Below are 13,519 nucleotides of genomic sequence, written 5' to 3'. Positions count from 1 at the left end.
CGAGAGGCCGGGCGCCAGAGGGTTCCTCGTACGGTCAGAGGACGCCGGAGTCGGCGATGGTGACCTTGGCCCGGGTCTTGCCGCTCTGCGAGCCGTAGCTCTCGATCTTCTTGACCAGGTCCATGCTCTCCTCGCCGTCGACCTCGCCGAAGACGACGTGCTTGCCGTCCAGCCACGACGTCACGATCGTCGTGATGAAGAACTGGGAGCCGTTGGAGTTGGGGCCTGCGTTCGCCATCGACAGCAGTCCGGGCTTGTTGTGCGTGAGCTTGAAGTTCTCGTCGGCGAACTTCTCGCCGTAGATGCTCTTGCCACCGCGGCCGTCACCGCTGGTGAAGTCGCCGCCCTGCAGCATGAAGTCCGGGATGACCCGGTGGAAGGACGAGCCCTTGTAGCCGAAGCCCTTCTCGCCGGTCGCCAGCGCGCGGAAGTTCTCCGTCGTCTTCGGGACCACGTCGTCGAACAGGTTGAACACGATCCGCCCGGCGGGCTCGTCATTGATGGTGATGTCGAAAAAAACCTTGGTCGTCATGGATCCATCCTGACATCACCGTCGTCGGCCACCAGCGGACGGGGTGGTGCGATCGCCGGATCGCCCGGTCGACTCTCGAACGCAAGTGCGAGAAAAGCTGTCGTGCGGGCGGTCGGAGAGGCAGGCTGACCAGGCATCAGAAACCTGTGCGCAGTGCCTCTCTGCCCGCTCCGGAGCGGGTGCCGGACTGATGTATTACGCACGGTGACCGCCTCCCCTCGCTGCGCCCGACCCGCCGGGGAAGCCCCTGCCCGGTCGTCGCCCCGTCCTGGGTCTCCCGGGTCCTTCCGGCCTACCGGCCCGTCCCGGCGGGCTGGACCGACCGAGTGACGACGTGCTGAGGGGTCACGACGCGCGTGATCGCCTCGCCGAACAGAGTGCTCGGCCGGCGCGCCGTGCACCGCGCGGTGCCGCGGGCGTCGGCGACGGCCTGACGGCGGGACCGTGGCCACGTGCTGCTGTACGGGGACGAGGAGGGGTCGACGCATCGCCTCCGCGGACAAGGAGTTGACGCACGGGTGAGTGGAGTCCCGCATCGGGGGTCGGCGAACGGCGCACCCGTCGACGGAGCACTGCTGCCGGCGTACCGAGACGGCCGCGGGGAGTTCGCCCGCGTCCACGGGGCGCGGGACCGGACGGCTCTTGTGCTGAGCCCGGACGGACGACGCTGCCACCCGTTCGGACGGGCGCGTGTTGCCCGACACGTTCGGCGCCGTTCGTATGGCACTGAGTCTGCCGATCGCCGGCTCCGCGCCATGAGTCACCCTGCCCAGGAAGGGGCCACCGATGCCGGGTGTCGCCATCCATCGGCAAAGACGTGGCGCCAGGTGCGCTGCGGGGGCCCTGCTGTTCGCCTCCGCGGTCACGATCGGAGGTTCGGTCGCGGTCGAGTTGCCCGACGGGGGACCGTCCGCCTCCGGCGGGACGACGCTGACGTGGAAGCCCTGCGAGGGTGAGGGGCTGCAGGGATTCGAGTGCGCAACGATGCAGGCGCCACTCGACTACGCCCGTCCCGGGTGGCGCACGATCGACCTGTCGGTGATCAGGCACCGGGCCATCGCTCCCGGTCGGCGGGTCGGATCACTGTTCTTCAACCCCGGGGGACCCGGCGGCGCGGGAACGGTGGGGCTGCCGTTGCAGTATGAGAAGTTCCCCGAGGAACTACGGGAGCGGTTCGACATCGTCAGTTGGGACCCGCGCGGCGTCGGGCAGAGCACCGCAGTGCGATGTTTTTCCAGCGCGGAAGAGGCCAGCACATGGTGGGCGAATGTTCCCGACTTTCCGGTCGGCGCGAAAGAGCGCAGATCCTTCACCGCGGCCTACGCCGAGCTCGGCCGACGCTGTGAGGAGCGCGTTCCGGAACTGCTGCGTCATGTCTCGACGGCCGAGAGCGCCCGCGACCTCGACCGGTTGCGCCAGGCGCTCGGTGAGCGGCAGTTGAGGTACTGGGGTGTCTCGTACGGAACGCTGCTGGGGGCGACCTACGCAAACCTCTTCCCGTCCAGGGTCGGCCGCCTGGTGCTCGACGGGAATGTCGATCCTCGGGCCTGGGTCGACGGCGGCTCGAAGAGCGAGCCTGAACTGAGCACCTTCCTGCGGCTGGGGTCCGATCTGGGCTCGGCCGACGTCCTGCGGGAGTTCCTGCGACTGTGCGGTCGCGCCCCGGCGAGCAGCTGTGCCTTCTCCGCAGGAAACCCGGCAGCAACCCGCGCCAAGTTCAGCGAGCTGCTGCGGCGCCTCCCGAGTAGCCCCGTGGGCTCCTGGACGTACGCGAAGACCGTCAGCGAGGTCCGTGGTGGGCTCTACACGGTCCACCCCGGCTGGGACGAGACGGCCCAGATGCTGCAGGACCTCTGGGAGGGCCGCGTCCCGCAGGATCCGCCGGCGCCGCCCGTCGGCTCGAAGTATCCCGGTTTCGAGCAGCATCTCGGCGTACTGTGCGCGGAAAGCCCCAACCCCCGCGACCCGGCACACTACGTCGGACTCGACAAGCTGAGTACCGCGCGAGCGGGAGACCTCGGACACTGGTGGGCCTGGGCCAACGAGCCGTGCGCAACCTGGCCGGCCCGCGCCGTGAGGAACTACACCGGCCCCTGGAACAGGCACACCGCGAACCCTGTACTCGTCGTCAATGGGACCTACGACCCTGCCACCCGGTATCAGGCAGGCCAGGCGATGGCCCGTGAACTCGCCGACGCCCGTCTGCTCACGCTCAACGGGTACGGTCACACAGCACTGGACAATCCGAGCGGCTGCGTCGGCCGGTACGCGGCCCGCTACTTCCTCAGCGGTGTCCTGCCCCCCGTCGGCGCCACGTGCGAACAGGACGTCCCTCCCTTCGCTACGGAGACACCGGCCGTCCGCGACGGAGGAGGCGATACGGGCGCGAAGTGAGCTCCGGAACGAGGCAGGCAACGCAGACCGGATTCAGGACCGGCGACGGGGCTTGCCCCGCCTGCCGGTCTTGGGACCGCCGGATCCGCTCCGCGGGCTCTTGCGGGCCGGCTTCCCGGCTGTGGTCTTTCGCTGCGCGCCGCCTGTCTCAGGGCGCTTGCGCTGCTTCGGCTGCGCCGGGGCGGGGTTGCGCCCCCGCGAGCTGTTGACGGTCCGCCCGCGGACGATCCCGATGAAGTCCTCCACCAGGTCGGTGGTTTCTTCCTCCGGCCACGACAGCGCGACGCGTGACTCGGGGGCGTCCGTGAGCGGCCGGTACGTGAGGTCCTTGCGGTGGTGCAGGCGTGCGAGTGACTGAGGGACGACGAGGAGGCCTACCCCTGCCGCCACCAGCTCGATGGCATCCGCCGTCGTGGCGGGACGCTCGATCGCGGGTCGGCCGGGCGGAAGTTCCCAGCCCAGGGTGTCGTCGAGGGGGTGCAGCACGACGTCGTCGGCCAGATCCGCCACGGACACCTCGTCGACCGTCGCCACGACGTGGTCCTTCGGGACGACGACCACCGTGGTCTCGGTGTAGAGGGGGATCGCGCTGAGGTCCGTCCGGTCGATCGGCAACCGCACGAAACCCGCGTCGGCGCCGCCGCGCCGCAACAGGTCGGATGCTTCGGCGGCGGCCACCGCGACGAGAGTCAGTGGGATGTCGGGCAGCCGCTCGTTCCAGATGCGCACCCACTTGGTCGGCGTCACGCCTGGGACGTATGCGAGCCGGAAGGAGAGGGGTACATCGGAGCCTGTCACCCCGCCAGGTTACCGGTCGTGGTCGGAGGTATCGCACACGCTCGCTACCCTTGACACCATGACGTCGCACCAGACCACCCAGACGATGAAGCCCGCAACCGCGGCAAAGAAGCTGGGTGTGTACCTCGAGGCCACCCCCGCCGAGTTCCAGGAGGGTGTCGTCTCGCGCAGCGAGCTCAACGCGCTGCAGGCCGATCCGCCCGAGTGGCTGCAGGAACTGCGGCGCAACGGACCGCACCCCCGCCCGGTGGTCGCGGCGAAGCTGGGCGTCTCCATCGCGGGTCTCGCACGTGGCGGAGTCACGGACCCCCTCACCACGGAGCAGATCGACGCGCTGAAGAAGGACCTCCCCGAGTGGCTGCAGAAGGAGCGCGCCACCCAGGCCGAGGTCCGGAAGGAAGCGGCGCGCATCAAGGAGAAGAACGCGGAGCGAGCCGGCCAGTCCCAGCGACCGCGCTCCTGACCTGCTTCTCTCGACGTTCGGACGCGACGACGCTGTCGGTGGTCCTCACCCAACCGGGATGAGGACCGCCGACAGCGTCGTTTCTGTGAGGTCCGTGCCCGCAGCGCGTGATCGACGGCATCCCCGGCGACCTGCTCGCGAGGTCGGGCGCTGCTGATCCTCACCCTCCCAGGTCGTTACTCCACGATCAGGACGATCTTGCCGGTGGTGCGGCCGGTCTCACCCAGCGCGTGGGCCTTGGCCGCGTCCGCGAGGGGAAAGGTGGCCTCGATGTGGGCGCGGAGAGAGCCGGACTCGACGAGTTCGGCGATGGCGCTCATGCCCGCGTGGTCGGACTCGACCAGGAGGGTTTCGACGCGGATGCCCAACTCGGCGGCCTTCGCCGCCTCCTGGGGTGAGCCACCGCCCAGGAGGGAGACGAGGATGCCGCCGCGGCGGAGGACGTCGAGGGAGCGGGCGCGGGTCTCGCCGGAGAGGGGGTCGAGGACCATGTCGATGTCCTGGACGGCATCGGCGAAGTCGACGGTGCGGTAGTCGATGACTTCGTCCGCACCGAGCCCGCGTACGAAGTCGTGCTTGGGCGCGCTCGCGGTGCCGATCACGTACGCGCCACGTGACTTGGCGATCTGGACGGCGAGGTGGCCCACGCCGCCGGCGGCGGCGTGGATGAGGACCCGCCGGCCGGGCCGGACTTCGGCGGTGTCGACGAGTGCCTGGTAGGCGGTGAGGGCGGCGAGGGGGAGTGCTCCGGCCTGGACGTGATCGATGCCGGCCGGCTTGTGGGCGAATGCGCGGGCGGGACCGGTCACGTACTCGGCGTGGGAGCCGACGCCGTGCGGGTAGGGCAGCATGCCGAAGACCTCGTCGCCCGGCTTGAAGAGGGTGACCCCGTAACCGACGGCCTCGACGACTCCCGAGACGTCCCAGCCGAGCACGAGCGGAAGTCGGTCGAGGAACAGGCCGTTCGCCCGGTGCTTCCAGTCGGTGGGGTTGACGCCGGTGGCACGGACGGCGACCAGGATCTGACTCGGGCCGGGGACGGGCCTGGGAAGCCGTACTTCCCTGAGTACGTCGGGGGTTCCGTGAATGTCCTGGCTGATCGCGCGCATGGTGGCCTGGTTCGTGTCGTTCGTCATGAGGCAAGCGTGACCGGTTTCGCCGTTCCGTACCATGGCATGATTGCCATCTTTCGACGGGATTCTGCCAATGGGAAACGTGCACCGTGTCGTCGTGCTGGCCCTGGACGGGGTGTACCCGTTCGAACTGGGCATTCCGAGCCGGGTCTTCGGGGCCGCGGAGGGCCGGTACGAGGTCCTCACCTGCACCGTCGACGGCCGTTCGGTGCGTACCAACTCCGACTTCTCGGTCGGTGTCGAGCACGGCCCGGAGATTCTGGGCACGGCCCACACCGTCGTCATCCCGCCCTTCGACACCTCCCGCATCACGCGGGAGGCGCCCGCGGCCGTTGTTGCGGCCCTCGGGTCCATGGCACCCGGCACGCGCATCGTGTCGATCTGCACAGGCGCCTTCGTGCTCGCGGCCACCGGGATGCTCGATCACCGGCCGGCCACCACGCACTGGGCGCTCGCGAAGGTCTTCCGTGACTGGTTCCCCCAGGTGGAACTGGACCCGGACGTCCTGTTCATCGACGACGGGGACGTACTGACCTCCGCGGGCGCCGCTTCCGGGGTCGATGTCTGCCTGCATCTCGTGCGCAAGGACCACGGCAGTCAGGTCGCCAACCGGGTGGCACGTATGTGTGTCGTCCCGCCCTGGAGGGACGGGGGACAGGCGCAGTACATCGAGCAGCCGGTCCCCGAGCCGTCCGCCAACGGAACGGCCGCCGCCCGTCAGTGGGCCCTGGAACACCTCCACGAGCCCTTGAGCCTGGCGGAGCTGGCCGACCGCGCCCGGATGAGCCTGCGCACCTTCGCCCGCCGTTTCGACGAAGAGGTGGGCATGAGCCCGGGCAGGTGGCTCATTCAGCAGCGGGTCGGGCGGGCGCGCCAGCTGCTCGAATCGAGTGACCTGTCGGTGGACGAGATCGCCGGACAGGTCGGCTTCGCCACGGGTACCTCGCTGCGCCAGCACCTGCACGCAGCGATCGGCGTCTCGCCCCTCGCCTACCGGCGCACCTTCCGGGGTGCGCCGCGCGCAGGGGACTGACATATCGCCGCAGGCCGGGCGGGTGGGCGACGGGGGTACCGGACTGTGCGCGGGGCGGCGACCTTCCCGCCGACTCGGGAGTGTCGGTTGCCAGGGGCGCTCAGGTGTGCCATGTGCGGTGGCCATCAGGTGGCGACGGCCACCGCCCCGGGTGTGGTGCCGTCGTCATTCGCCTCGCCAGATGTTGTCGAAGGCCGCGTCCTCGATGGCTCGCCGTTGCCGCACGGCCTCCAGCTCCATCAACGCGTCGTTGACGGCGGCCAGCACTGTCACCACCGGGTCGTCGGCCGTGGTCGGGAAGTCCCCGGTCCACTCGTCCCGGATTCCGATGGCTGCCGCAAGGGCGGCGAGGACGGGTTCGTCCGATGTCCAGCGATTCGCGGCGGCGCGGCGGGCGGGCGAATCGACCAGCACCGCCCGACCGCTCCGGAAGGGCATTCCGCGACGGGGCTGCCGAGTGAGCTGCCCCTCCGCCTCGAGTGCGGCCAGATAGGCCGCGGACAGGCCGCGACCTCTGCGCCACAGCCAGTCGTCGACCGATTCGTACGGCGCCTCTCGGATCAGCGACACCGCAGCCTCGTCCAGCAGGTGATCGGCTATGGGAGGCCGGAGGCCCGGCACGATCCGATCGCCGTCCAGTCTGATGGCCTCGGCACCGAGGAGGTCGATCAACTCGGCCCCCGCGAGCGCGAGTGACAGGTCACCTTGCTCCACAGAGCGACCGGGTGCCATGTCCATGACGGCGATCGAGAGGTCCCGCGGTGTGGTCATGAAGGGCTCCACGTCAGAGGCATCGGTAGCGAGGCGTCGCCGAGCAACTGGTCCGGCACCCGATGTGACGCCGGGCGGCAAGGTCGGCTGCCGTTGTCGGCGGCCGCCGCGATCGCCGAGCGGATTTGCTGCGCGTAGCCGGCGGGCGGGAAGTCCGGCCTGTGTTGTCCATCGGGATCAGGTCGCTGATGGTGTGGTCGGTGTATGGGGAAAAGACCTTCCTGCCCGTCGCCGAGCATTCCCGATATCGAGCTTACGGAGCGAGAGCGGCAGCTGCATCCTGCATCCTGCGTCCGCCCCACCATGCTGCCTCGACCGCCGGCTGAAGCTCCGGCCGCGTCGGCTCTTCAGCGCTTCAGTCGGTACGTCCGAGTGACGTGGCCGGTCCTCGGAGCAGTAGTGCGCGCTCTGGTCGACTGCCGCGCTCGATCGCACCACCTGTGCCGAAGCACGCCGACTGCCACCTGCGCGGTTCGCTGTCACCGGGACCCTTCCTCGGCCTACGGGGCAGCCCTCAGCGTGATCCGGGCGGCAACCGGCAGGTGGTCGCTGCCGGTGGCGGGCAAGGTGCGGATGTGGGCGACGGTCGCCGAGCGGGCCATGACCTGGTCGATCCGGGCCAGCGGGAAGGCGGCGGGGAAGCTGAAGGCGAAGCCGCGTTCCGCTCCGTTCATCCGTGAAGTGAGAGGGGCCAGCCCGCGGTCGTCGACCGTGCCGTTGAGGTCCCCCAGCAGGATCACCGCACTCAGCTTCTCGGTAGCGACGGCCTTGCCCAGCAGGCCGGCGCTCTCGTCGCGCCGGGAGGATGCGAGGCCGCTCGCCCGGACGCGGACCGAGGGCAGGTGCGCGACGTACGCCGCGATCTCCCCGTGCGGCGTGTGGACCACCGTCCGCAGCCCGCGACTCCAGGCCTCCGCGATCCCCTGGGGTTTGATGTCCAACAGCCGGGTGTCGGTCAGTGGATACCTCGACCAGAGTCCGACGGTGCCCCGGACCGCGTGGTACGGGTAGTCCGGGGCGAGGGTCTTCTCGTAGACCAGCAGCGCCGGGGGCACCAGCTCCTCCAGCGCGATGACATCGGGCTCGGCGTCGGCCAGGGCGCGGGCCGTGCCCGCCGGGTCGGTGTTCTCGTCGCTGACGTTGTGCTGCACCACGACCAGGTCGTGCCCGCCGGGCTTCGCCCCGGGCAGGAGCAGCCCGCCGAAGAGGTGCATCCAGGCCGCCACGGGCATCAGCAGGGCCACCACCGCGGTGGCCGAACGGCGCAGCAGTGCCCCGCCGAGCAGCACCACGATCACCAGGCCGAGCCAAGGCAGGAACGCTTCCAGCAGACTGCCCAGGCGACCCCCGGAGTTGGGGACGGCCCGGTGGAACGCCAGCAGCCCGGCCGTCAGCACCGCGAGCGCGGCGATCGCCCGCCCCCGCGTCCAGACCGACCGGACCCTCACGTCCTCGCCCGGAGCGCAGCGCCCCGCCCGGCGCCACCCCCACCGGGGCGCTGCCGCCTTCACCGTCGCACCGCAGTTCGCCCGCGCCTGCTCCATCATGGCTTCCCCTCCACGTGACCTCGCTCCCCAAGACGAGCCACTGGGTGAATCAGTTTCTTCTGTCCGCGGCACGGCGCCGCGGATGGCCGAGGCATTGCCCGACCCGCAACTTCCTGCCCCGAGGGGTGGTCGGCGTCGATGAGTGGGCGACGCGCAAGGGCCGTAACCGCAGGACCGCGGTGGATGGCGAGCCACGTCGGCCGGTGTACCTGCTGCCCGACCGGGAGGCTTCGAGCTCGGCCGCATGGCCCGTCGAATGGTCGGGGACCGAGGCCGTATGCCGTGCATGCGCACCGTTCTCCGCGCAGGCCCGCCCGCGGGAGCGCCGCGGGCGGTGCAGGTGGCGGACTATTGGGATATGTGGCACAACCTGAGCGAACGCGCCGAGCGGAGTGTCGCCCGGCGCCGCGCCCACCTGTCCGTCAGAGGTGGGCTACGACTGGGGCAGCCACACATCGCCGCGCGCCGATGCTTTGCATAAAAGTTCGGCGATGCGTATAGTCATGCCATCGATGAGGAGGATTCCGATGGCGGTACGTGCAGCAGTGGCAGGGGCGAGCGGGTATGCCGGCGGGGAGCTGCTCCGTCTGCTGCTCGTTCACCCCGAGGTGGAGATCAGTGCTCTCACCGGCAATACCAACGCCGGCCAGAAGCTCGGCGCGCTGCAGCCGCATCTGCGCCCGCTCGCCGACCGGGTGCTCCAGCCGACCACGCCCGAGGTCCTCGCCGGGCACGACGTCGTCTTTCTCGCCCTGCCGCACGGGCAGTCCGCCGCCGTCGCCGAGCAGCTCGGTGACGAGGTGCTCGTCGTCGACATGGGCGCCGACTTCCGGCTGAGGGATGCCGCTGACTGGGAAAAGTTCTACGGGTCGCCGCACGCCGGGACCTGGCCCTACGGTCTGCCCGAGCTTCCCGGTGCCCGTGCCGCGCTGGCGGGTTCCAAGCGGATCGCGGTGCCCGGCTGCTACCCGACGGCCGTTTCCCTCGCGCTGTTCCCGGCGTACGCGGCCCAGCTCGCCGAGCCCGAGGCCGTCGTCGTCGCCGCGTCCGGTACCTCCGGGGCGGGCAAGGCGGCCAAGCCGCACCTGCTCGGCTCCGAGGTGATGGGCAACATGTCGCCGTACGGCGTCGGCGGTGTCCACCGGCACACGCCCGAGATGATCCAGAACCTCAGCGCCGCCGCCGGCGAGCCGGTCACGGTTTCCTTCACGCCGACCCTCGCGCCCATGCCCCGCGGCATCCTCGCCACGTGCAGCGCGAAGGCGAAGCCGGGCGTGACCGTCGAGTCCGTGCGTACCGCCTATGACAAGGCCTTCGCGGACGAGCCGTTCGTCGACCTCCTTCCCGAGGGACAGTGGCCCGCCACCGCGTCCGTGTACGGCTCCAACGCCGTGCAGATCCAGGTCGCGTACGACGAGGCAGCCGGCCGGATCGTCGTCATCAGCGCCATCGACAACCTTGCCAAGGGCACCGCGGGCGGCGCCCTGCAGAGCATGAACATCGCCCTCGGACTTCCCGAGGACACAGGTCTTTCCACGATCGGAGTGGCACCGTGAGCGTCACGGCAGCACAGGGGTTCTCGGCGGCGGGTATCGCCGCGGGAATCAAGGAGAGCGGTAACCCGGACCTGGCCCTCGTGGTCAACAACGGCCCGCGTCGCGCCGCCGCGGGAGTCTTCACCTCCAACCGCGTCAAGGCCGCCCCCGTCCTCTGGTCGGAGCAGGTCCTCAAGGGCGGCGAGGTCACCGCCGTCGTCCTCAACTCCGGTGGTGCCAACGCCTGTACGGGCCCGCAGGGCTTCCAGGACACGCACGCCACCGCCGAGAAGGCCGCCGAGGTCCTCATCGGTCACAGCGCCGGTGAGATCGCCGTCGCCTCGACCGGGCTGATCGGCACGCTGCTCCCGATGGACAAGCTGCTGCCCGGCATCGAGACCGCCGCCGCGGCGCTCAGCGAGCACGGCGGCGAGAAGGCCGCCATCGCGATCAAGACCACGGACACGGTCCACAAGACCGCAGTCGCGGGCGGCGAGGGCTGGACCGTCGGCGGCATGGCCAAGGGTGCGGGCATGCTCGCACCGGGGCTCGCCACGATGCTGGTCGTCCTCACCACCGACGCCGACGTCGACGCCGCCGGTCTCGACTCCGCGCTGCGCGCCGCGACCCGCACCACCTTCGACCGGGTCGACTCCGACGGCTGCATGTCGACGAACGACACCGTGCTGCTGCTGGCCTCCGGGGCCAGCGGGATCACCCCGGAGCAGGGCGAGTTCGCGGAGGCCGTACGGGTCGTCTGCGCCGACCTGGCCCGGCAGCTGATCGGCGACGCCGAGGGTGCCTCCAAGGACATCCGGATCGAGGTCATCAACGCGGCGACCGAGGACGACGCCGTCGAGGTGGGCCGTTCCATCGCGCGCAACAACCTCCTCAAGTGCGCCATCCACGGCGAGGACCCCAACTGGGGCCGGGTCCTCTCGGCGATCGGCACGACGAAGGCCGCCTTCGAGCCCGACCAGCTCAATGTCGCCATCAACGGCGTCTGGGTCTGCAAGAACGGCGGGGTCGGCGAGGACCGCGACCTCGTCGACATGCGCTACCGCGAGGTGAAGATCACCGCCGACCTCGCCGCAGGCACCGAGTCGGCCGTCATCTGGGCCAACGACCTCACCGCGGACTATGTCCACGAGAACAGCGCGTACAGCTCATGAGCGCCGCGAGGAAGCACACCGCACTGCCGAAGGCGCAGATCCTCATCGAGGCGCTGCCCTGGCTGACCCGGCACAACGGCAAGACCGTCGTCATCAAATTCGGCGGCAACGCCATGATCGACGAGGAGCTGAAGGCGGCCTTCGCGCAGGACGTCGTCTTCCTGCGGCAGGCCGGCCTCAAGCCCGTCGTCGTGCACGGCGGCGGCCCGCAGATCAGCGCCCAGCTCGACAAGCAGGGCCTGGTCAGCGAGTTCAAGGCCGGGCTGCGTGTCACCACGCCCGAGGCGATGGACGTCGTACGGATGGTGCTGGCCGGACAGGTCCAGCGCGAGCTCGTCGGCCTGCTCAACCAGCACGGCCCGCTCGCCGTCGGCATGACCGGCGAGGACGCGCACACCATCACCGCCACCCAGCACCGGCCCACCATCGAGGGCGAGCTCGTCGACATCGGCCGGGTCGGCGAGATCACCGCCATCGACACCGGGGCCGTCCAGGCGCTGCTGGACGACGGCCGGATCCCGGTCATCTCCTCCATCGCCCGCTCCGCCGACGACAACCATGTCTACAACGTCAACGCCGACACCGCGGCCGCCGCACTCGCCGCCGCGCTGAACGCCGAGACGCTGATGGTCCTCACCGACGTCGAGGGTCTCTACGAGGACTGGCCCAACAGCGACGACGTGATCAGCCGGCTCACCGCCGGTGAGCTGGAGAAGCTGCTGCCGGAGCTGTCCAGCGGCATGGTCCCGAAGATGCAGGGCTGTCTGCACGCCGTGCGCAACGGCGTCGAGACCGCCCGTGTCATCGACGGCCGGGTCCAGCACTCGATCCTGCTGGAGATCTTCACCGACGAAGGAATCGGCACGATGGTCGTGCCCGACGCACAGCCAGGAACAGTCGCACAGCCCGGGACAGAGGGGGAAGCATGACCAACGCCGAGCTTTCACAGCGGTGGCAGGGCTCGCTCATGGACAACTACGGCACCCCGCAGCTCTCCCTGGTCCGCGGCGAAGGCGCCCGCGTGTGGGACGCCGACGGCACCGAGTACCTCGACTTCGTCGGCGGTATCGCGGTGAACGCGCTGGGCCACGCCCACCCCGCCGTCGTCGGGGCCGTCTCCGCCCAGATCGCCTCCCTCGGCCATGTCTCCAACCTCTTCATCGCCGAACCCCCCGTCGCCCTCGCCGAACGGCTCCTGCACCTTTTCGGACGGACCGGCCGGGTCTACTTCTCCAACTCGGGCGCCGAGGCCAACGAGGCCGCCTTCAAGATCGGCCGGCTGACCGGGCGGACCCATATGGTCGCCACCGACGGCGGCTTCCACGGACGGACCATGGGGGCCCTCGCCCTCACCGGCCAGCCCGGGAAGCGCGAGCCCTTCCTCCCGCTGCCCGGCGACGTCACGCATGTCCCGTACGGGGACGCGGAAGCCCTCCGCGCCGCGGTGACCACCGAGACCGCGCTGGTCGTCATCGAACCCATCCAGGGCGAGAACGGTGTGGTCGTCCCGCCCAAGGGTTACCTGGAGGCCGCCCGGGAGATCACCCGGGCCACCGGCACCCTGCTCGTTCTCGATGAGGTGCAGACCGGTATCGGCCGGTGCGGCCACTGGTTCGAGCACCAGGCCCACCAGAGCATCGAGCCCGACATCGTCACCCTCGCCAAGGGTCTGGGCGGCGGGCTGCCGATCGGCGCCACCGTCGCCTTCGGTGCCGCGGCCGACCTGCTGAAGCCCGGTCAGCACGGCACGACGTTCGGCGGCAACCCGATCGCCTGCGCTGCCGGTCTCGCCGTGCTGGACACCCTCGCCGCCGATGGCGCCCTGGATCGGGTGAAGCGGCTCGGCGAGCGGATCCGGGAGGGTGTCGAGGGGCTGGGGCACCCGTTGGTCTCCCACGTCCGCGGCTCCGGACTGCTCCTGGGTATCGTGCTCACCGAGCCCCTCGCACCCCAGGTGCAGCAGGCGGCTCAGGGAGCCGGACTTCTGGTGAACGCGCCCGCCCCCGATGTCGTGCGGCTGATGCCGCCGCTGATCATCGGCGACGCAGAGGTGGACGCGTTCCTCGAGGCACTGCCCGGCGCTCTCGACGCGGCACACGGGCACAAACCATCAGGAGAGAAGCGCTCCGGAGAATGAGGCG

General features: G+C 70.2%; 12 protein-coding genes. 7 read left to right on the top strand and 5 right to left on the bottom strand.

Translation table 11 applies throughout. The features are described 5' to 3' along the window. Positions 1-34: 34 nt before the first annotated feature. Entirely contained in the window at positions 35-532 is a 498-nt protein-coding gene (locus ACFU8W_RS13515; RefSeq protein WP_345513109.1) for a peptidylprolyl isomerase, read from the bottom strand. A gap of 786 nt (positions 533-1,318) precedes the next feature. Between ACFU8W_RS13515 and ACFU8W_RS13510 the strand changes: the two genes are divergently transcribed. Next, complete coding sequence (locus ACFU8W_RS13510) at positions 1,319-2,926, top strand: alpha/beta hydrolase (protein ID WP_384035771.1); 1,608 nt, start codon at positions 1,319-1,321, stop codon at positions 2,924-2,926. 33 nt (positions 2,927-2,959) lie between these two features. Here ACFU8W_RS13510 and ACFU8W_RS13505 read toward each other — a convergent pair whose 3' ends face one another. After that, complete coding sequence (locus ACFU8W_RS13505) at positions 2,960-3,724, bottom strand: LysR substrate-binding domain-containing protein (protein ID WP_384035768.1); 765 nt, start codon at positions 3,722-3,724, stop codon at positions 2,960-2,962. Between the two features lie 58 nt (positions 3,725-3,782). On the opposite strand from ACFU8W_RS13505, the gene ACFU8W_RS13500 reads away from it, so the two are divergent. Then, positions 3,783-4,187, top strand: a complete 405-nt coding sequence (locus ACFU8W_RS13500) for a DUF5997 family protein (protein WP_384035765.1) — start codon at positions 3,783-3,785, stop codon at positions 4,185-4,187. 176 nt (positions 4,188-4,363) lie between these two features. Here ACFU8W_RS13500 and ACFU8W_RS13495 read toward each other — a convergent pair whose 3' ends face one another. After that, the gene (locus ACFU8W_RS13495) at positions 4,364-5,296 is read right to left on the bottom strand and encodes an NADP-dependent oxidoreductase (protein ID WP_384036203.1); all 933 of its coding nucleotides are present in this window, start codon (positions 5,294-5,296) and stop codon (positions 4,364-4,366) included. 97 nt (positions 5,297-5,393) lie between these two features. Here ACFU8W_RS13495 and ACFU8W_RS13490 point away from each other — a divergent pair, with 97 nt between their 5' ends. After that, entirely contained in the window at positions 5,394-6,353 is a 960-nt protein-coding gene (locus tag ACFU8W_RS13490; RefSeq protein WP_384035762.1) for a GlxA family transcriptional regulator, read from the top strand. A gap of 165 nt (positions 6,354-6,518) precedes the next feature. Here the strand turns inward: ACFU8W_RS13490 and ACFU8W_RS13485 are convergent, their stop codons facing one another. After that, entirely contained in the window at positions 6,519-7,124 is a 606-nt protein-coding gene (locus ACFU8W_RS13485) for a GPP34 family phosphoprotein (RefSeq protein ID WP_384035759.1), read from the bottom strand. Between the two features lie 500 nt (positions 7,125-7,624). Next, the gene (locus ACFU8W_RS13480; protein WP_384035756.1) at positions 7,625-8,671 is read right to left on the bottom strand and encodes an endonuclease/exonuclease/phosphatase family protein; all 1,047 of its coding nucleotides are present in this window, start codon (positions 8,669-8,671) and stop codon (positions 7,625-7,627) included. A gap of 527 nt (positions 8,672-9,198) precedes the next feature. Between ACFU8W_RS13480 and argC the strand changes: the two genes are divergently transcribed. The 4 genes from argC to ACFU8W_RS13460 are packed head-to-tail and all read left to right on the top strand — an operon-like array spanning position 9,199 to position 13,515. Beyond that, positions 9,199-10,227, top strand: a complete 1,029-nt coding sequence (argC, locus tag ACFU8W_RS13475) for an N-acetyl-gamma-glutamyl-phosphate reductase (RefSeq protein WP_384035753.1) — start codon at positions 9,199-9,201, stop codon at positions 10,225-10,227. Next, positions 10,224-11,378 (top strand): bifunctional glutamate N-acetyltransferase/amino-acid acetyltransferase ArgJ, encoded by a 1,155-nt coding sequence (gene argJ, locus ACFU8W_RS13470; protein WP_266987792.1) that lies wholly within the window; start codon positions 10,224-10,226, stop codon positions 11,376-11,378. Before argC ends, argJ begins: the two co-directional genes overlap by 4 nt. Then, the gene (argB, locus tag ACFU8W_RS13465) at positions 11,375-12,307 is read left to right on the top strand and encodes an acetylglutamate kinase (RefSeq protein WP_384035749.1); all 933 of its coding nucleotides are present in this window, start codon (positions 11,375-11,377) and stop codon (positions 12,305-12,307) included. Before argJ ends, argB begins: the two co-directional genes overlap by 4 nt. Further along, positions 12,304-13,515, top strand: coding sequence for an acetylornithine transaminase (locus ACFU8W_RS13460; RefSeq protein WP_384035746.1), 1,212 nt, complete (start codon positions 12,304-12,306; stop codon positions 13,513-13,515). Before argB ends, ACFU8W_RS13460 begins: the two co-directional genes overlap by 4 nt. Positions 13,516-13,519: the final 4 nt, after the last annotated feature.

The organism is Streptomyces sp. NPDC057565 (genome assembly GCF_042801455.1).
GTDB lineage: Bacteria > Actinomycetota > Actinomycetes > Streptomycetales > Streptomycetaceae > Streptomyces > Streptomyces yanii.
This window is presented reverse-complemented; position numbering and strand designations above follow the sequence as displayed.